Below are 18,962 nucleotides of genomic sequence, written 5' to 3'. Positions count from 1 at the left end.
GAAGCAGAAGAGATAGAATCACGTATTATTGCGACTAAAGAAGGGTCATGCGTACTACATGTACAGGGGCCAGCCAGTACTTTCGATGAGTTCAAGAACGTAAGAAGAAACTGAACGGGCATGACATGCATGAACTTCTCTAGTCGCCACACTTTTTCAGTTATTTATCCCATCCATCATTGGTCCTGTAACTTACGAGACGCTATAGTTAATATGAAAAATCTTCCCCTCCTCTCTATTAAGTGGGCTCACAATATCAGATGCAATAGTGGCGTCATTGCAGAATTGTAATGAAGAATTTAAAGTTTTTTAAATTATTGTTGATTTAATAAAGATTCACGTGTATATTTTTAATTATAATAAATTGTCGACAGTCCACAAAAATCAATTTCAGGAAGCAAAAGGGGGGGATCAATTGAGCGGACAGAGAGCGATTAATAATAATTCGTTATCTCACCTCATTGCTGAAAAAATTGCCGAACAAATCATGTCGGGAGAACTAGCCCCAGGAGAGAAAATTATAGAAACAACTTACGCAGAAGAGTATGGGACTAGCCGTGCGCCAGTTCGAGAAGCATTATATCTTTTAACTATCGAAGGATTAATTGAAAGAATACCACGTAAGGGAGCAGCGGTGAAAGGATATACGGAAGCCGAAGTTTACGACTTGTTAGAGATTCGTATGAGGCTTGAAGAGCTGGCCATGGAACGGATTGCCGCCATGGGAGTCGATACGTCCTTGTTAAATAAGATGGATGATTTAGTAACCCAAATGGAACAAGCGGAACAGGATGACAAGACGTATGCAGAATTAAATCGTGAATATCATTTTTGTATTATAGAGATGACGCAAAGTGAGATTATAAAAAATATGTATGGCCGCCTTGGGTTACCTTTATTATCTTTACAGCGGATGTCATTTGCAGAAGAGAAAAACATTGTAAAGTCGGTCCGAGAACATTTGAAAATCAACACATTATTAAGGGATAACAAAGTGAACGAAGCTAAAGATATATTAAAAGATCACAATCAAAGTGTTATTGAACGTGTTCGGGCGAGATTGTTTCATATGGAAAAACAATAATAAGGGGGCAATCGTATGCGTGTGTCCATCAGCAGAGTTGAACAAAATGGGAAAATTACTCTACAGGAAAGCGGTGGGATAGCCATCGTAACCATCCACCGACCGGAATACAAAAATGCGATGACAGCTAACATGTGGAAAGAATTAGCCCAAATCGGAAAAAGAATTCCGAAAAACCAAAAAACAAGAGTTGTTATTTTACGGGGCGCGGAAGGGTTATTTACAGCGGGATCTGACATCAAAGAATTCAATAGAATTACAATTGATGAAGCCAATGAAGCATTTGGATATATGGAAGAGGCTATTTCTGCTTTTGAACAAATAGAATTGCCAACCATCGGAGTTATAAGTGGGCCAGCAATGGGAGCAGGGTTTGAATTAGCACTTGCCTGTGATTTGCGGGTTGGAACACCTCATACCAAGATGGGAATGCCAATTGGCCGTTTAGGAATCACCCTCAGTAAGCCGTTTGTCAAACGTATTGTGGATTTGATTGGCCCAAGCAAAATGAAAGACCTTGTATATACAGGACGGATTCTCACCCCAGAAGAATGCGAAGATTGGGGATTGGTTAACTATTTGCTCACAGAGGAAGACAATCCAGACAGCTTTGCCGTTTCTTTAGCAAATAAGATCAAAGAGCAATCACCTGCTTCTTTATTTGCGGTCAAAGAGAGTGCGGCTTTTGCGAATCCTCGCTTTGACATTCCTTTAAAAAGTAAGTTTGAAAAAAGTGCCCATCCCATCGATTTCCCGGAAGGGGTCCGCGCTTTTGTGGAAAAAAGAAAGCCAAACTTTAAGTCTAGATAATGATAACACTAATTAATTATATAGGAGGAAAACATTATGACTACACCACTTCAAGGTATTAAAGTGCTTGACTTGACCCGTATACTTAGTGGACCTTTTTGTACGATGACACTCGCTGACCTTGGCGCAGAAGTAACCAAAATAGAGAGTCCTAAAGGGGACGATACGAGACAATGGGGGCCGCCATTTATAGAAGATGAAAGTGCATACTTTTTAAGTGTAAACCGCAATAAAAAAAGCGTAGTATTGAATTTAAAAGAGGAAAAAGGAAAAGAAATATTCTATAAACTAGTTGAAGACTCTGACATTGTTGTAGAAAACTTTCGACCAGGAACGTTAGACAGATTGGGAATTGGCTATGAATCGTTGAAAAAAGCAAATCCCGGTATTATTCTTGCGTCTATTTCTGGATTTGGACAGACAGGACCATACGCGAAAAAGCCTGGATATGATGTGTTAGCGCAAGGTATGGGTGGATTGATGTCTGTTACAGGTGAACCAGGTGGAACTCCAGTGAAAGGGGGGTATTCCCTCGCTGATATTGGTTCAGGGATGTGGGCGATTATCGGTATTTTAGCTGCATTACGAGAGCGTGAGATTTCTGGAGAAGGCCAATGGGTAGACTCTTCGTTGTTAGATACAATGGTTTCTTGGCAAACTTACCTAGCGGGAAATTACTTTGCTACAAAAGAGGATCCTAAGCCTCTTGGCGGTGCTCATCCGAATATCGTTCCATATGAAGTGTTCGAAGCGTCTGATGGCTATTTCATCCTAGCAGTGGGCAACGACAGTTTGTGGGAGCGTTTTGTAGAGGTAATGGATGATGATGTGTTACGGGAAGAACGCTTTTCCACAAATCCGAAACGCGTCGAGAACAGAGATGTGCTTGTTACATTGCTGAATGACCGGTTTAAAGAAAAAACGAAAAATGAATGGGTAGAAATCATCGAGTCAGCAGGAATTCCGTGTGGCCCAGTCAATAAATTCTCTGATATTCTAAATGATCCTCATATTAAAGCGAGGGAAATGGTAGTAGAAGCAGAGCATCCGAAACTGGGTGATTTCCAGATGTTAGGTATTCCTGTGAAATTGTCACGGACGCCAGGAGAAATTGGAAGTGCTCCTCCAGCTTTAGGGGAGCATACAGAAGAAGTATTACGCGAATTAGGGTATAGCGATGAAGAGATAGATTCATTTAGCAACAAATCTATCACGAAGTAAAATAAGAAGTTTTTACAGCTAGAAAAATTAATCATATAAATAACTAGGGCTGTACCAAAAGGTCATAAAAAATGACCTTTTGACAGCTCTATTTTCCATACTTTATTGTTAAATTTAATTTTTGATTTTCGTATACAGGGCTCTTCAGCTTCGCTTGCCCTAAAGTCATAAGGGCGGCCTCAGTTCAAACGACGGTGCGCACAAAGTTAGTGAAGACAGCTTTCTTCGATAACGATAAATCAGTTATCATTGTGCTCTTTGTTATACTGGTCTATCCCTTTTTTGAATAGTTCTAAGACGATGTCATGCTGCGATTTGCTCATGACGTGGTTTTTAATGTCGTTCAGTTCGGCAACAAGGTCAGCATCCAGATGGATATTCACCGTTTTTCCTTTGTCCACCGGTTGAATCTCAATGCCTTCTTCTCTTTCTTTCGCTTGACCTTCTACAAGCATTTCCTCCGTAAACCATTGTTTCTCAGGAATCCAAATTTCATCCCCTTCAAAATAAATCTCGGAAAGGTCTTTGCTAAAAGATATTTCAGCGGTATTGGAACGCTCGCGGTTAGCGTCGCGAATATTTCTTGCGATTGATTGATTTTCTATGGAATTTTTCATTTTTATTTTTGCTTTCATAGCAGATCCCTTCCTACTCTAATTTCGTTAAATACTCTTCTTTAATATTCGGAATGGCTTCAAATGTCTCCTCCGTTTGAATAGTGTATTGAAACTGATCTTTCTCTAAAATAGAGTCTACAACAATACCTGTAAATTTTTCTTGTCCAGGTTGTTTCACAACGACACGATCTAACACTTCATATTCTGGGTGTAAATATCCTTTTTCATATAAAAAACTATGAGTATTAATTTTCGGATACAAAAAACGTTTTTTTCCTTGTTTTGACCTTAACGCCCAAAACTTATCCTTCTCGTCGATTACTTCCCCTAAGTAACCTTCGTCCGCCCACCTTTTAACAGTAGACATGTTAATTTTCTTTCCGGTATTTTTATAAATTAAATCAATTATTTCTTTAGATGAGATATAATGCTTGCGTTCTTTTTCTTGTTCAATGACAATCTTTAAATGTTCACGAAGTTCTTTTAATTTCTCCTGTTCTTCTAAAATTTTATTTTCAGTGAGTTTTATTTGCTCTTCTAATTCCGCACGTTTCACTTTGTTTCACTTCTTCCCCTATAAAATTATCTGGATTGATCAATTTTCTCATTCACTGATTCTTTTAAAATCAGGAATAACGTATGTATGTAATGATTGGCAGGAATAATTGCAAAGGCAAACTTCCATCGTAGGTATCATGGAACGAGTACTTCTATTATATCAATAAAAAGCTCGTTATCCTAATATCCAATTGCAAATAATATAAATAATGCAATTAAAGTTATTGACATTTTAATATTGATATTATAGTATTTCATTAAGAACATTGAGAAAATTTAGAAGGGAGGTGAAGAGAGAGGACGGGATATAGAGAAGACTGATCGACATATCGTGATTCCGATGAATGAAGGAGGACGAAATCTTGGCAGTACAAGAAAAAACAAGGATATACCAGAACATAATTGGAGAAGATTCTGTCCCGGCGACTACTGGAAAGACATTTACTGTTACTAATCCGGCCGATACCCGTATGGAGCTTGGAATTTGCCAGCAATCAGGAGAAGAAGATGTAAATGCAGCAGTAGAGGCTGCGAAGAAAGCATTACCCTCGTGGAGAGAAACAGCGGCTCCAGAACGAGGAGTGTACATCCTGCGTGCTGCAGCTTACATTGAGGAACGGTCTGAAGAATATATTGAACAACTGATCAAAGAAGTCGGGAAGTCTTATGCGGATGCAAAGGCAGAAGTTGTTCGAACCATTCGCTGTATGCGTTACTTGGCAGGGGAAGCAGAAAGGTTAACTGGCGAAACCATACCTTCTTGGGACAAAGATATCATCGGATATACAAAACGTGAGCCGATTGGTGTAGTTGGTGTGATTACTCCTTGGAATGTGCCTCTTGCGATCGCTGCTTGGAAAATTGCTACTGCGCTCACTTGTGGATGTACTGTAGTATTTAAACCTTCCAGTCAAACACCGGTTGTCAGCTATTGGCTGGTAGAAGCTTATCAAGCTGTAGGTCTTCCAGGCGGTGCTGTCAATTACGTAACTGGTCCGGGATCCAAAGTAGGAAACGCTATTGCCAATCATGCAGACATTAAGGCTGTTAGCTTTACAGGTTCCAATGGAGTGGGACTAGCAATCAATCAATTAATTGCTAAACGCGGTGCGAGATTTCAGGCAGAAATGGGAGGGAAAAACCCATTTGTTGTTCTCGAAGACGCCGATTTGGAACTAGCAGCTAATCATGTTATTGCAGGAGGATTTGGCGAAAGTGGCCAGCGTTGTACTGCGACCAGCCGTGTCATTGTGGTTAAATCTGTAGCGGAAGAATTTATAGAGATTCTCACAGAAAAAGTAAAAAATCTGAATATCGGGAATCCGCTTCATTCTGAAACAGACATGGGGCCGGTTATTGATAAAGGGTCGATGGAAGATATTTTGGAATATATTGAGATTGGTAAAAAGGAAAACGGTGTGTTAATCACGGGAGGCGAACAAATAACTGAAGGAGAGAACGCGCATGGTTATTTTGTAGCTCCGACCCTCTTCCGGAATATTACTCCAGATATGACGATTGCACAGGAAGAAATATTTGGACCAGTCATCAGCATTATGGAAGCAGAAGACTTTGACCAAGCATTAGAATGGTCAAACAGAGTGGAATATGGGTTATCATCAACCATTTATACAAATGACTTGGAGCTGGCTACAAAGTTCATCAACAACATTGAAGCAGGATTTACCCACGTGAATATGCCTTCAACTTACAGTGAACCGCAATTTCCATTTGGAGGAATTAAAGACACTGGAGTTGGTGGCTTCCGAGAAGTGGGAAGCACAGCTATAGACTTTTACACTGAATATAAAACTGTGTACATGAAACCGCATAGTAAAAAGTGAGGAGGGTGTCCTTATGAATTTTAGTCGTTTTGAAAATAAGTCGATTTCCCTAGAAGACTTGGAAAGTAACTTTCAAGAAGTAGAACCGGATCTCACCCAGAAAGAAGCAATAGACGAATCTAACCGCTGTCTGTATTGTTATGACGCACCCTGTATTCAAGCTTGTCCTACAGGGATTGACATTCCATCTTTCATTAAGAAGATTGCTTCAGGTAACCTAAAAGGTTCTGCGCGAGTTATCATGGAATCCAATCCAGTAGGGGCAAGTTGTTCGAGGGTATGCCCGGTAGAAGAGCTATGTGAAGGTGCTTGTGTTCTTAATGATGCTTCCATGCCAATCATGATTGGTAACTTGCAGCGCCATGCGACCAATTGGGCTATGAAAAATAATGCTGAATTGTTCAAGCAAGGTAAAGACAATGGAAAGTCTGTAGCTATTGTCGGAAGCGGACCTGCCGGACTTGCTTCGGCTCGAGAATTGGCTCGTCTCGGCTTTAAAGTAACTATTTTTGAAGCGAAAGAAAAAGCAGGTGGTCTGGACACATTTGGTATCGTTTCTTTCCGACTTCCACAAGAAGTTTCGCTTTGGGAAGTGGAGCAGGTGGAGAAGTTAGGAGTAGAAATTCGTACGAACACTACGGTTGGAAAAGACATATCTGTAGATGAGCTTGTAAGCGGTTACGATGCTATTGTTTTGGCAGTAGGTATGTCAACCGTTCCAATGCTTGGTATTGAAGGTGAAGATGCAGAAGGAGTCTTTGATGCTATTGATTTTGTGGAAACGACAAAAACTCCTCCTATGAGCAGGGACTTTGTTGGTAGAAAAGTTGCAGTAGTAGGTGCGGGTAACACAGCGATTGACGCCGCAACTTGCTCCATTCGCCTTGGTGCAGAGGACGTTAAAATGATATATCGCCGTACAGAAAAAGAAATGACAGCATACGAATTTGAATATGAGTTTGCGAAACAAGACGGTATTGAGTTTGAGTGGCTCACACAGCCGACTCGTATCGTGACGGACGAAAAAGGTAAAGTGACAGGGCTTGAGTGTGTGAAGATGGAGCTTGGTGAACCTGGTGAAGACGGTCGCCGTCGTCCAACACCTGTAGAAGGATCAGAGTTTGTAATGGAAGTAGATGCAGTGATCAAGGCAATTGGCCAAACTCGTTTCGTAAACTTGATAGAAGAATTTGGCTTGAATCATAAGTGGGGAGTAGTAGAAGTGAATTTGGATACTTTCCAAACGTCAAATCCTAAAGTGTTTGCTGCTGGTGACGTTATTTTTGGCGATGGCCAAGGTGAAGCAATGGTTGTTACCGCTGCCGAGCAAGGAAAGCAGGCGGCATACGCTATTCACAAACAGTTAATTGGTGAAACGGAAAGCGCGGCTGTTTAAAAATAATTAAAGGCAGGAGGTACTTTTATAATGGCAGACTTACGTACAAATTTTGCTGGAATTAAGGCACCTAACCCATTTTGGCTGGCTTCAGCACCGCCAACGAATACAGGTTACCAGGTGCAAAGGGCATTTGAAGCAGGCTGGGGAGGTGCTGTTTGGAAGACGTTGGGTGATCCCATCTTAAACGTATCCTCACGTTTTGCCGGAACTAGCTACAATGGTAAGCAAGTTATGGGCTTTAATAACATCGAGCTCATAAGTGACAGACCGCTCGAAGTGAATTTGCAAGAAATTTATGAAACAAAGAAAAAGTATCCAGATCACGCGGTGATTGCCTCCTTAATGGTTGAGCCGCAGCAGGAAAAATGGCATGAGATTGTAAAGAAAGTACAGGATGTTGGTGTAGACGGGTTTGAATTAAACTTTGGCTGTCCACACGGTATGGCTGAACGTGGTATGGGTGCTGCGTCTGGTCAGGTGCCTGAATTAGTTGAAAAACAAACAATGTGGGCAAAAGAAGCAGCAGAAGTTCCGGTCATTGTAAAGTTAACTCCGAACATTACGGATATTACCGCGACAGCCTTGGCTGCTGTTCAGGGTGGAGCAGATGCAATCAGCATGATTAATACAATCAACAGTTTAGCTGGTGTTGATCTCGACTCGTGGAATACTATCCCTCATGTAGCAGGAAAAGGGGCTCACGGTGGTTATTGCGGGCCGGCAGTTAAACCTATTGCACTCAATATGGTTGCTGAGTGTGCGCGTGACCCTGAGCTGAATAACATTCCGATTTCAGGAATGGGAGGTATCTCAACTTGGAGTGACGCAGCAGAGTATATGTTAATGGGCGCTGGAAGTGTTCAAGTATGTACCGCAGCGATGCACCACGGATTTAGCATAGTAGAAGACATGATTGACGGTCTTCAAAACTATATGGATGAGAAAAAATTAGAAACATTAGATGACATCGTTGGAAAGTCTGTACCTAAGTACTCCGACTGGGGCGATCTTGATCTTAATTATAAAGTGGTCGCTCGTATTAATAACGATGTATGTATTAACTGTAATAAATGTCACATTGCATGCGAAGATACTTCTCACCAATGTATCGACATGCTGACGGCGGAAGACGGAACAGATTATTTAGAAGTGCGCGAAGAAGACTGCGTAGGCTGTAACTTATGTTCCATTGTATGTCCAGTGGATGGAGCCATCGATATGGTGGAGATTCCAAATGGTGAACCAATGACTTGGAACGATCGCCAGGCAGCCATCAAACAGACTTCTACAAGTGCAACAGAATTAGCTTAAACAAATGAGGAAGAACGGGGGATTCGCTTTTTTCCCCCGCTCTATTCTAAACACACAAGCCCTTTACCCAAAAGACGTCGCTAGCCAAACATTTTATATAAAAGATAGGAGCTGGTCGTATGAAAAAAATCATTAAAAACGGAACGGTCGTAACTGCAACGGATCAATATGAAGCAGATATATTAATTGAAAATGGAAAGGTATCAGCAATTGCTGCAAGCTTAAATGAAGATGCTGATGAAGTAATCGATGCGAAAGGCGCTTTCCTCTTCCCAGGGGGGATTGATCCTCACACTCACTTAGACATGCCATTTGGTGGAACGATGACCGCAGATGATTACGAAACAGGAACCATTGCAGCTGCTTATGGTGGTACGACTTCTATTATTGATTTCTGCTTAACTAATAAAGGAGAGCCACTCCAAAATGCGATTAATGTGTGGCATGAAAAATCCAGAGATAAAGCAGTTATAGACTACGGCTTTCACCTCCAGCTTACTGAAGTAACGGATGATGTTTTAAATGAGCTTCCAGGCATTGTGGAAAACGGAATCACTTCCTTTAAAGTGTTCATGGCTTATAAAAACGTATTCCAAGCAGATGACGAGACGCTTTTCAAGGCTCTTGTCACAGCACGTGAACAAGGCGCTCTCGTCATGGTCCACGCCGAGAACGGGGACGTTATTGATTTTCTCGTGAAAGATGCATTGCAAAAAGGGAACACAGATCCTATTTATCACGCTTTAACGAGACCGCCTGAAGCAGAAGGGGAAGCAACCGGACGAGCTGCTGAATTGACAGGTCTAGCTGACTCCCAATTGTATGTTGTTCATGTAACTTGTCAGGAAGCTGTGGAAAAGATTGCAGCGGCAAGAGAAAAAGGATATCGCGTATGGGGAGAAACTTGTCCGCAATACTTAACACTTGATCAATCTTATCTTGCTAAGCCGGATTTTGAAGGAGCAAAATATGTATGGTCTCCACCGCTTCGTGAAAAGCACAATCAAGACCTGCTTTGGAAGGCTCTAAAAAATGGCCAGCTTCAAACAATCGGTTCTGACCAGTGTTCTTTCAACTTTAACGGACAAAAAGATTTGGGCAAAGATGATTTTACTAAGATTCCAAACGGTGGGCCAATCATTGAAGACCGCTTTAGCGTGATGTTCTCCGAGGGCGTGAAAAAAGGCCGTATTTCCATCAATGAATTCGTTGATATGGTGTCCACTCGTACTGCTAAATTATTTGGTTTATTCCCAGAAAAAGGAACGATTGCAGTAGGAAGTGACGCGGATATTGTTATCTTTGATCCAAATGCAGAAAGAACGATCTCCGCGTCTACTCATCATATGAATGTGGACTACAGTGCTTTTGAAGGTATGAAAGTAACTGGAGAGCCGATTTCCGTCTTATCCCGCGGCGAGTTCGTAATCCGTGACAAGCAATTTGTTGGGAAGCCAGGAAGCGGTCAGTTCTTAAAGAGAAAACGATTCAATTCTAATCTACAGTTGTCCGAAGAAAAAGCAACGCAATAATAAGTAAAAGTTGTGATTATCTTCCAAGTTGAATAGAAAGAAAAGGGGAAATGAACCTTTTCTTTCTATTTACCACTATAAAGGACCACTAGGAAAAGGAGTCGTATATGAAATCAAATAACAATTACCTTAGGTCCCCTGATTTGCTTCCTATTCCTCATAATAAAAGGGAAATCAATACATTTGGTTTCTTCATCATGTGGATCGGAATGGCGGTCGTATTAGCTGCCTTTGCTGTTGGAGGAGCAGGCGTTCAGGAAATGCCGCTTGTATGGGTTCTAGTAGCCTCCTTTGTAGGCTGTGTTATTATCGGAGGTTTCATCAGCCTGATAGCAGACATTGGGGTGGAACATGGTTTGTCATTTCCCGTATATCTAAGGGCTCCATTTGGTACGGTAGGTACACATTTCCCAGCGGGTCTTAGGGGGCTTGCAGCATCGATATGGTTTGGTATTAACACTTACTTCGGCGCAGCAGCTATGAACGGAATATTAAATGTTCTGTTTGGCTTTGATAATTGGTTCATTTGTTTTGTAGCTTTTGTGGCAGTTCAAGTTGTCAATACAGCAATTGGTATAAAGTCTATCGAACGTTTCGCAAACTTAGCAGCACCAACCATTATCTTAATCTCTATTTGGATGTATTCAAGTCTAAGCAGTCAGGCTGCGGCAATCGACCGTAATGTCTGGACGTGGGTGGAGAACCCTGTGTCAGGTGGATTGCTTTTTACAGCAATTATGATGGTTATCATCGGTAACATGGGTTATTGGTCAACTTTGTCTGCAGATATATCATCGCTTTCTCGTTTCATCAAAGCTCCGCAACATGAAAGAAATTGGTTTAAGCGTAATAAAAGTGTGTGGGTTGGAACATTAGTTGCTTTACCTCTTACCCAGACATTCGTTGTTGCTATCGGAGGAGTAGCATATATAGCCGTAGGTAATTATGATCCTGTTGTTGCCTTACAGGAATCTGCCACGGGTATTGTACTAGCCATTTTGTTATTAATGATCGTATTAGCTCAATGGTCAACAAACACAGCTTGTAACTTAGTACCAGCAGCAACCATCTTCTCTAATATTGGCGGACCAAAGACACCATTTTACGCGGGAGTCATTGTTGCCGGGATTATTGGAATGGTTACACAGCCGTGGAACTTATTTGATGTTCTCATGCCATTTCTTTCTATTATTGGAGGTTTAATGGCTGGTATTGTTGGTGTACTATTCGCGGATTATTATCTTATTCGAAAACGAAGAGTCAATGTCCCAGATCTTTATGAACAAGAAGGACAGTACCGTTATGCAAACGGAATCAATTGGGCCGGGATCATCGCTTGGGCGGTAAGCGGTGGAGCTGCAGTTATTTTTTCAACGTATTCCTTTTTCATAGGATTTGTTGTAGGAGCGATTGCTTATTATGTCCTCGCAAAATTCTGGTGGTTCCAAAAGTACCCGCAGGCTGAATTAGAAGAACCGGATGACGAGAAATATTTAGGAATTACTGTTGGCAGAGACTGGGTAATTGAAGATGAATGGGAAGAGGAAGAAGAAGCTATCGGTTACGTTGCAGCCGGAAAAGACTGAATTATGGAAAATATAAAAAGGAGTGACAAGCATGGCATCATATGAGGAGTTTTTAGAAGAAAAAAGCAAAATTGATGAATTGGTGGAAAAAGGGTACCGGATTGGAAAGGTAGAAGAAAATTTAAGTGGAGCTTTTGTTGACTTCGAACGTCCGAATGAAAAGAAGCAAAGTGAAAAGAAACAGCTTCATATTTTAAATCCTGATACTAGAAAATATTTTTCAAATCTGTTAATCGCTCAACAGAAAAACAAGTAAGAGACAGAATGAATGTAAACAAGGGAGGAACGCTTCTTGAATCTAAAAGAAAAAGCCTTAGCCGTACATCAAAAATATAAAGGTAAACTCTCAGTTGAAGTAAAAACTCCGGTAGAAGGGGAAGAAGACCTTAGCTTAATCTATTCCCCTGGAGTCGCCGAACCATGTAAAGCCATTGCTGAAAATGAAGATAATATGTATAACTACACGATTAAAGGAAATAGCGTGGCCGTTGTGACAAATGGATCTGCTGTGTTAGGGCTGGGGAACATCGGGGCTGGAGCAGCAATGCCTGTAATGGAAGGAAAAGGAGCGCTCTTCAAATTATTTGGAGGGATTGATGCGGTTCCTCTCTGTTTAAACACAGATGACACACAAGAAATCGTTAACACAGTGAAATTATTAGAGCCTACATTCGGCGGTATAAACTTAGAAGATATTGCGGCTCCTCATTGCTTCGTAATAGAAGAACAATTAAAAAAAGAACTGAATATTCCTGTGTTTCATGACGACCAACATGGCACAGCTATTGTGACAGCAGCTGGACTAATTAATGCCTTGAAACTGGCAGAAAAGAAGCTCGCAGACATTAAAGTTGTCATCAACGGGGCTGGAGCTGCAGGGGTAGCAGTTGTCAATCTGTTACTATCCATGGGTGTAGAAGATATCATCCTTTGTGACTCGAAAGGGCCTATTTATGAAGGCAGGCCAAATGGGATGAATAACATCAAAGAGGATCTCGCGGCACAAACGAACAGAAAGAAAGAAGATGGATCGTTGGAGGACGCTGTAAAGGGGGCGGACGTGTTTATTGGTGTTTCCGTTGCAGGAGCACTTACCTCACAAATGGTCCAAAGCATGAACGATAAAGCGATTATATTTGCAATGGCTAATCCCGACCCTGAAATAACTCCGGAGGCAGCAAAGGAAGCAGGAGCATTAGTGATCGGTACTGGACGCTCAGACTTTGCTAATCAAATTAACAACGTCTTAGCATTCCCAGGGATTTTTAGAGGAGCATTAGATGTGAAGGCACGTGCGATAAATGAGGAAATGAAAATTGCTGCCGTATATGCTATTGCGAATCTAATTAGTGAAGAGGAGCTCCATTCTGATTATGTCATTCCATCCCCATTTAATGAAGAAGTCGTGTCCCGCGTAGCTGAGGAAGTGGCTAGAGCAGCTATAGAAAGTGGTGTTGCTAAAGCGGTAGGTCAAGAAGAAGTTGTCAAAGTATAAGCGTTGAAAAAGCCGTCAGGAGGGGTAGTATGCAACAAGCGGAAGCAAGCAAGAATAATTTATTTCAAAAAGACAAAGATCATCTCTGGCATGCCATGTCCAAATATAATGAAAAAGCACAACCTGTCGTGGTAAAGCAGGGAGAAGGCGCATGGTTCACGGATATGGATGGCAATGAGCTCTTAGATGGTGTATCTGGCCTTTGGTGTCTGAATCTAGGCCATGGGCGTGAAGAAATTGCGCAGGCCGCCTACGAACAAATGGTAAATGTGGCTTACTTTCCACTCACGTTAAGTCACGTACCAGCTATTGAACTTTCCGCGAAATTAAGTGAAGTGTTGAAAGGATCCTATACTACATTTTTCTCTAACAGTGGATCGGAAGCAAACGAAGTAGCCTTTAAAATTGCTAGACAATATCACGCCCAAAATGGAAACCCGGAGAAATATAAGATCATTTCCAGGTACCGGGCCTATCACGGCTCGACGCTGGGAGCACTAAGTGCGACTGCTCAGGCTAACCGAAAATCAAAATACGGTCCAAGTGCACCGGGATTCTTACAAGTACCACCTCCATACAGTTACCGAAGCGCGTTTGGGGATGGGGAAAAAAGTGACTTAGCCGCTGCTGACTATATCGAAGAAGTGATTAAATGGGAAGGTGCAGACTCTGTAGCGGCAGTTGTGTTAGAACCGTTTATCTCAGGCGGCGGTGTCCTCATTCCAGAGCCGGAATACTTAACAAGAGTGTCAGAAATATGTAAAAAATACGATGTCCTCCTCATTACAGACGAAGTCGTGTCAGGATTCGGACGTACAGGTGAAATGTTCGGGTTTATGCATTCAGCAGGAGTGCAGCCGGACATAGTAACGATGGCAAAAGGAATTACAGCTGGATATTTTCCTCTTGGAGCTACTGCAGTATCTTCTCATATCTATGAGAGATTTAAAGAAAAAGGAGAGAAGGAACATTTCCGGCATGTTTCTACATTTGGTGGTCACCCGGCTGCTTGTGCAGTAGCCTTGAAAACCATTGAAATATTAGAAAATGAAGATGTCGTTAATCGAGTATCCAAACAAAGTGATTCATTGCTTAATGAATTAAGAGAATTGGAACTTCATGAGCAAGTAGGGGAAGTAAGAGGAGTAGGCTTTTTATTCGGTATCGAACTGGTCCAAGACAAGGATTCTAAAGAGCCTAATGAAGAATTAGCAGCGAAAGTGATAGCGGGATGTAAAGAAAAAGGGCTAGTTATTGGACGTAATGGTGACACGGTGCCGGGATATCAAAATGTCTTGATCATTGCACCTCCGCTTACTTCTACAGAAAAGGATCTGCGCTTCTTAATTGATACGTTAAAAGCTGTCCTTCAAGATTTGCATTAATAGAAAACTTCGAATGTTACAGGGAGCAAAGCCGACGATGCGGCTTGTTCCCTATCATCTTATGGCCAGCAAACAAGAAGGAGGAAATAAAGATGAGCTTGTCCGAGCAAAAAATTCGTGAATTACTGCTCCAAGTGGAGGATCCTAATTTACATAGAAATATTACAATCAGAAACATAAAAGTGAAAGGTGACTATATTAGTCTCAAAGTTGCGCTAGCTAAAACAGCTTCCTCTGAACAAATGGAAGTTCAACAGAAAATAGTGAACGTGTTAAAAGAAGCGGGAGCAGATTCTATCGGTCTCCGATTTGAGGAATTAAAGGAAGAGGAGCTATCAATAGAAGATAAACAAAAATTACAACCGGAAACTCCTTCTCTTTTATCAGAACATAGCCAGACAAAGGTAATAAGTATTGCTAGCGGAAAAGGAGGAGTCGGCAAATCTACTGTTTCAGCTAATCTGGCAGTCTCTCTATCTCGCCTTGGATACAAAGTTGGTCTAATAGATGCCGATATTTATGGATTTAGTATACCCGCAATTATGGAACTGGAAAAAAGGCCGGAAATAAAAAATGACAAAATTATTCCCCCGGAAAAATATGGAGTTAAGATCATGTCAATGGCATTTTTCTCTGAAGATAACTCTCCCGTACTATGGAGAGGACCCATGCTCGGAAAAATGCTAAACAACTTCTTTTCTGAAGTAGAATGGGGAGAACTTGATTATCTATTGATGGATTTACCACCTGGAACTGGGGACGTTGCCTTGGATGTTCACCGCCTCTTGCCTTCATCTAAGGAAATTCTAGTAACAACACCGCACCCTAATGCTGCTTATGTTGCGGAAAGAGCAGGAAAGATGGCCAGAAAAGCAGAACATGAGATTTTAGGTGTTATTGAGAATATGGCCTATTATCAAAGCATAGAAACAGGGAAGCGAGAATACGTGTTTGGGCGGGGTGGAGGCCAAGCTATTGCTGACAAATTCTCTGTACCTTTGCTCGGAAGCATTCCACTGGCTCAGCCTGGAGAACATGGAGAAAGTGGCTCCACTTCCATTTTTGGAAAAGAGGAATCCATCGGAAAAATGTATGATTCCATTGCAGGACACGCAGTAAAAAGTTTAGAGATGGTAAAAGCGTAACCAAAAATAATATTCACTGCCTAACCTGTTAAGGCTTAGGCAGTTTTGGTGTGCTCTCGTCATTAGAAAACAGAAAATAGTAGTAATTGTAGAAAAAGTCTTTGGTTCTGTGATAAAATAAGTATTACTATCTAATCATTATAATAGTTGTGTCAATTGCCGCTTGTATGAAACAGAATTAAGGGGGAATACCCATGAAAAGGCTTGCGTATCGTGGAATTAGCTTCAATGAAGGCCAGTCGGTGATTGCTGATCAGAGGTACAAGAGGGATGAACCAAGGGATTTTCAAAATGGAATTAAGGCTCGTTCCGTTTTCGGGTCAGGCATTTACTTAATCAATGACATAGAATTGGTATCGTATTATGCTTTTTGCCACGCTGAACTGGAGAATGATCCACTAGCTATGGTACTGAGACAAGAGTTACAATTTAAAAATCCATTCATTTTAAATTATAACTTTACGGAAGAGCGTTTGCGAAGAAAGGCGTTAAACTGGAAATACGGAAAAGAAGCAAGACGTTTTATCGGTTTAGACGATGACCAGAACTCTATCGAAAAGATAAAGAAAATGGGAGATGTGATTAAAGAATATTTGATCCAGGCTCACTATGATGGCATCATCTATCATATTAATGATGAAATTATTTATTATGTCTCTTATTTTCAAGACGAACAGATTCAAAACATCGAATGCGATTTTTTCTTCAAGTTAGAAGACTTAACGAAACATAAGGCAGTATCTCTCCGCGAAGATTATAAAAAAGCGAAATAAACGTAACCCATTCCTTCAACGCAATTATCGGCTGACCGGGAAAATCCATGTTAAAATATATTGGATTTTACCCGGATCCAAGGCCGTTCCTCATCCCACTTTATAGAGACAGGTAGATGAAATGTATTCTCTATCTTTTCTTCTGTAAGTATATCCTTTTTTTCCCCGCTAGCTATGACAGAACCTGAATCTAATAACATAGCATGAGTAATAGAAGGAAGGACTTCTTCTATGTGGTGAGTCACGTATAACAACGTTGGACCAGATGGTTTTTGATTCATTTTCTCAATGGAAGCTAACAGTTGCTCTTTGGAATATAGATCGAGACCATTACAAGGCTCGTCTAAAATCAGCAATTTTGGAAAAGGCATGAGAGCACGGGAAATCATAACTTTTCTTTTTTCTCCTTGGGATAATGTAAAGAAAGGCTGGTCATAAAGGTGATCGATTCCAAATTCTGATAGAAGGCTTTTCGCTCTTTCGACATCTTCCTTCGAAAATTCAGTGTAGGTCCCTATAGAAGCATGTTTCCCGCTTAATACAACATGTAGGGCACTGTCATCCGAACGGTTTTTAAAACGTTCATCCAGTGACGTACTCACCCAGCCAATCGATTTGCGAAGTTCTTGAATATTTGCTTTTCCGAATAGGTTGCCAAGAACGGAAACGGTTCCTTCTGTCGGCCATTGGTACCCTGTAATCATTTTGAGAATCGACGTTTTCCCAGAACCGTTTAAGCCAAGTAGTACCCAATGTTCCCCTTTTTTTACTTTCCACGTCACATCTTTTAAAATAGGTTTCCCCTTCTGTTTCCAATGAATATCTTCTAACGATAGTATGAACTCTGATGGATCCATTTTCATCCTCCTATGTATTATTCCTCTACGTCTATTATGGCATGGATGGTATCTTTATCCAGTGAAAAAGCAGGCAGCGTAAAAAGAAATCCCTCAAGAGACTGTCCTGAGGGATAATATGAGTTACAATGATTTGATTGCTTCTTCCACAGAAGTATACGTATAACCTAAGTCTTCCGCTACTTTCTGGTGGGTGACCTTGCCGCCCGCAGTATTTAAACCAGGTGCTAGAGACTTATTATCTTCGATAGCCTTCTTCACACCTTTGTTAGCAAGTTGAAGAGCATACGGTACTGTCACATTCGTGAGACCTTGTGTGGAAGTACGTGGAACAGCTCCAGGCATGTTAGCTACCGCATAGTGAACGACCCCATGCTTTGTGTATGTTGGGTCATCATGAGTAGATACATGATCAGCTGTTTCGAAAATACCGCCCTGGTCAATAGCGACGTCAACCACAACAGATCCTTCTTTCATCGTTTTCACCATGTCCTCGGTAACAAGTTTAGGAGCACGGGATCCTGGGATGAGTACTGCACCGATGACTAGGTCAGACTCAGCAACAGACTCTGCGATATTAACCGGTGAAGACATTAACGTTTGAGCACTCTTTCCAAAAATATCTTCTAGTTCACGAAGGCGTTCTGGGTTCAAGTCAATAATAGTGACATCCGCGCCTAAGCCAACTGCAATTTTCGCAGCATTTGCTCCTACGACACCGCCGCCAATAACTGTAACTTTGCCGCGTTGTACGCCTGGAATACCAGAAAGAAGAATTCCTTTACCGCCTTTAGGCTTTTCTAGGAATTGCGCACCAATTTGAGCTGCCATGCGGCCGGCTACTTCACTCATAGGAGTAAGGAGTGGAAGCGTACCGTTCACTGTGACTGTTTCATAAGCAAGTGCAGTACATCCACTCTCAACAAGCGCTTTCGTAAGAGCTGGCTCTGCAGCAAGGTGTAGGTAAGTAAACACAATGAGGTCGGAGCGCAAGTAGCCGTATTCTGATTCCAGAGGCTCCTTTACTTTCATGATCATATTAGCTTTTGACCAAACGTCAGCAGCATTGTCAATGATAGTTGCACCATTTGCACGGTAATCTTCATCTGTATAACCACTGCCGGTACCAGCGTTTGTCTCTACTATTACCTCATGTCCGGCTTGCGTAAATGCCACTACCCCTGCAGGCGTGAGAGACACACGGTTTTCGTTGTTTTTAATTTCTTTTGGGATACCAATAATCATAAAAAAACCTCCTTCTCTATATAAAAACGTATGTATGGTTCTTAATATACGTCTCTGTTACAAGCCCCCGATGATATCCTCGATGTATTTTGAATGACAG

At 41.4% G+C, this 18,962-nt stretch carries 17 protein-coding genes; 13 read left to right on the top strand and 4 right to left on the bottom strand.

Going from position 1 to position 18,962, the window contains the following annotated elements; translation table 11 throughout:
* The first annotated feature begins 415 nt into the window (after nucleotides 1-415).
* Genes BM095_RS10665 through BM095_RS10655 form a run of 3 tightly spaced genes read left to right on the top strand, consistent with a single transcriptional unit; the run spans nucleotide 416 to nucleotide 3,115 of the window.
* A complete protein-coding gene (locus BM095_RS10665; RefSeq protein ID WP_245757877.1) occupies nucleotides 416-1,084 on the top strand; it encodes a GntR family transcriptional regulator in 669 nt (222 codons plus the stop codon).
* 15 nt (nucleotides 1,085-1,099) lie between these two features.
* Nucleotides 1,100-1,894, top strand: a complete 795-nt coding sequence (locus tag BM095_RS10660; protein ID WP_091661430.1) for an enoyl-CoA hydratase/isomerase family protein — start codon at nucleotides 1,100-1,102, stop codon at nucleotides 1,892-1,894.
* 36 nt (nucleotides 1,895-1,930) lie between these two features.
* Nucleotides 1,931-3,115 (top strand): CaiB/BaiF CoA transferase family protein, encoded by a 1,185-nt coding sequence (locus tag BM095_RS10655; protein ID WP_091661427.1) that lies wholly within the window; start codon nucleotides 1,931-1,933, stop codon nucleotides 3,113-3,115.
* 239 nt (nucleotides 3,116-3,354) lie between these two features.
* On the opposite strand, the gene BM095_RS10650 is transcribed toward BM095_RS10655, so the two are convergent.
* Together BM095_RS10650 and BM095_RS10645 are read right to left on the bottom strand one after the other, a co-directional pair.
* Nucleotides 3,355-3,750, bottom strand: a complete 396-nt coding sequence (locus tag BM095_RS10650) for a hypothetical protein (protein WP_091661424.1) — start codon at nucleotides 3,748-3,750, stop codon at nucleotides 3,355-3,357.
* Between the two features lie 13 nt (nucleotides 3,751-3,763).
* Nucleotides 3,764-4,288, bottom strand: coding sequence for a hypothetical protein (locus BM095_RS10645; protein ID WP_091661422.1), 525 nt, complete (start codon nucleotides 4,286-4,288; stop codon nucleotides 3,764-3,766).
* 364 nt (nucleotides 4,289-4,652) lie between these two features.
* Between BM095_RS10645 and BM095_RS10640 the strand changes: the two genes are divergently transcribed.
* The 10 genes from BM095_RS10640 to BM095_RS10595 all read left to right on the top strand — a co-directional run bounded on the left by BM095_RS10640 (nucleotide 4,653) and on the right by BM095_RS10595 (nucleotide 16,760).
* On the top strand, nucleotides 4,653-6,134 hold the full coding sequence (locus BM095_RS10640; protein WP_245757876.1) for an aldehyde dehydrogenase family protein: 1,482 nt from the start codon (nucleotides 4,653-4,655) through the stop codon (nucleotides 6,132-6,134).
* 13 nt (nucleotides 6,135-6,147) lie between these two features.
* On the top strand, nucleotides 6,148-7,530 hold the full coding sequence (locus tag BM095_RS10635; protein ID WP_091661417.1) for an NAD(P)-dependent oxidoreductase: 1,383 nt from the start codon (nucleotides 6,148-6,150) through the stop codon (nucleotides 7,528-7,530).
* A gap of 30 nt (nucleotides 7,531-7,560) precedes the next feature.
* Nucleotides 7,561-8,844 carry an NAD-dependent dihydropyrimidine dehydrogenase subunit PreA gene (gene preA, locus BM095_RS10630; protein ID WP_091661414.1) on the top strand — a complete coding sequence of 428 codons (1,284 nt, stop codon included), beginning with the start codon at nucleotides 7,561-7,563 and terminating at the stop codon, nucleotides 8,842-8,844.
* Nucleotides 8,845-8,963: 119 nt separating this feature from the next.
* Nucleotides 8,964-10,376 (top strand): dihydropyrimidinase, encoded by a 1,413-nt coding sequence (gene hydA, locus BM095_RS10625; RefSeq protein WP_091661412.1) that lies wholly within the window; start codon nucleotides 8,964-8,966, stop codon nucleotides 10,374-10,376.
* A gap of 107 nt (nucleotides 10,377-10,483) precedes the next feature.
* Nucleotides 10,484-11,962: an NCS1 family transporter gene (locus tag BM095_RS10620; protein ID WP_091661409.1), complete on the top strand. Its 1,479-nt coding sequence runs from the start codon at nucleotides 10,484-10,486 to the stop codon at nucleotides 11,960-11,962.
* Between the two features lie 31 nt (nucleotides 11,963-11,993).
* Nucleotides 11,994-12,218, top strand: a complete 225-nt coding sequence (locus BM095_RS10615) for a hypothetical protein (RefSeq protein WP_091661406.1) — start codon at nucleotides 11,994-11,996, stop codon at nucleotides 12,216-12,218.
* A gap of 36 nt (nucleotides 12,219-12,254) precedes the next feature.
* Nucleotides 12,255-13,457 carry an NAD(P)-dependent malic enzyme gene (locus BM095_RS10610; protein ID WP_091661403.1) on the top strand — a complete coding sequence of 401 codons (1,203 nt, stop codon included), beginning with the start codon at nucleotides 12,255-12,257 and terminating at the stop codon, nucleotides 13,455-13,457.
* A gap of 29 nt (nucleotides 13,458-13,486) precedes the next feature.
* Nucleotides 13,487-14,842, top strand: a complete 1,356-nt coding sequence (locus tag BM095_RS10605) for an aminotransferase (RefSeq protein WP_091661401.1) — start codon at nucleotides 13,487-13,489, stop codon at nucleotides 14,840-14,842.
* A gap of 92 nt (nucleotides 14,843-14,934) precedes the next feature.
* Nucleotides 14,935-15,987, top strand: coding sequence for an Mrp/NBP35 family ATP-binding protein (locus BM095_RS10600; protein WP_091661398.1), 1,053 nt, complete (start codon nucleotides 14,935-14,937; stop codon nucleotides 15,985-15,987).
* 194 nt (nucleotides 15,988-16,181) lie between these two features.
* Nucleotides 16,182-16,760 (top strand): hypothetical protein, encoded by a 579-nt coding sequence (locus tag BM095_RS10595; protein ID WP_091661395.1) that lies wholly within the window; start codon nucleotides 16,182-16,184, stop codon nucleotides 16,758-16,760.
* 50 nt (nucleotides 16,761-16,810) lie between these two features.
* On the opposite strand, the gene BM095_RS10590 is transcribed toward BM095_RS10595, so the two are convergent.
* Both BM095_RS10590 and ald read right to left on the bottom strand, forming a co-directional pair.
* A complete protein-coding gene (locus BM095_RS10590) occupies nucleotides 16,811-17,617 on the bottom strand; it encodes an ABC transporter ATP-binding protein (protein ID WP_245757875.1) in 807 nt (268 codons plus the stop codon).
* Between the two features lie 123 nt (nucleotides 17,618-17,740).
* The gene (gene ald / locus BM095_RS10585) at nucleotides 17,741-18,862 is read right to left on the bottom strand and encodes an alanine dehydrogenase (RefSeq protein ID WP_091661389.1); all 1,122 of its coding nucleotides are present in this window, start codon (nucleotides 18,860-18,862) and stop codon (nucleotides 17,741-17,743) included.
* Nucleotides 18,863-18,962: the final 100 nt, after the last annotated feature.

The sequence above is a fragment of the Alteribacillus iranensis genome (genome assembly GCF_900113025.1).
Classification (GTDB): Bacteria; Bacillota; Bacilli; order Bacillales; family Marinococcaceae; genus Alteribacillus_A; species Alteribacillus_A iranensis.
Note: the sequence above shows the minus strand (reverse complement) of the source record. Positions and strands in the feature narration are given on the sequence as shown.

Bases quoted from the DNA above. Each gene is read 5' to 3' on its own strand.
- BM095_RS10660 (WP_091661430.1), top strand. From the start codon at position 1,100: ATGCGTGTGTCCATCAGCAGAGTTGAACAAAATGGGAAAATTACTCTA.
- BM095_RS10655 (WP_091661427.1), top strand. From the start codon at position 1,931: ATGACTACACCACTTCAAGGTATTAAAGTGCTTGACTTGACCCGTATA.
- BM095_RS10650 (WP_091661424.1), bottom strand. From the start codon at position 3,750: ATGAAAGCAAAAATAAAAATGAAAAATTCCATAGAAAATCAATCAATC.
- BM095_RS10635 (WP_091661417.1), top strand. From the start codon at position 6,148: ATGAATTTTAGTCGTTTTGAAAATAAGTCGATTTCCCTAGAAGACTTG.
- preA (WP_091661414.1), top strand. From the start codon at position 7,561: ATGGCAGACTTACGTACAAATTTTGCTGGAATTAAGGCACCTAACCCA.
- hydA (WP_091661412.1), top strand. From the start codon at position 8,964: ATGAAAAAAATCATTAAAAACGGAACGGTCGTAACTGCAACGGATCAA.
- BM095_RS10620 (WP_091661409.1), top strand. From the start codon at position 10,484: ATGAAATCAAATAACAATTACCTTAGGTCCCCTGATTTGCTTCCTATT.
- BM095_RS10615 (WP_091661406.1), top strand. From the start codon at position 11,994: ATGGCATCATATGAGGAGTTTTTAGAAGAAAAAAGCAAAATTGATGAA.
- BM095_RS10605 (WP_091661401.1), top strand. From the start codon at position 13,487: ATGCAACAAGCGGAAGCAAGCAAGAATAATTTATTTCAAAAAGACAAA.
- BM095_RS10600 (WP_091661398.1), top strand. From the start codon at position 14,935: ATGAGCTTGTCCGAGCAAAAAATTCGTGAATTACTGCTCCAAGTGGAG.
- BM095_RS10595 (WP_091661395.1), top strand. From the start codon at position 16,182: ATGAAAAGGCTTGCGTATCGTGGAATTAGCTTCAATGAAGGCCAGTCG.
- BM095_RS10590 (WP_245757875.1), bottom strand. From the start codon at position 17,617: ATGGATCCATCAGAGTTCATACTATCGTTAGAAGATATTCATTGGAAA.
- ald (WP_091661389.1), bottom strand. From the start codon at position 18,862: ATGATTATTGGTATCCCAAAAGAAATTAAAAACAACGAAAACCGTGTG.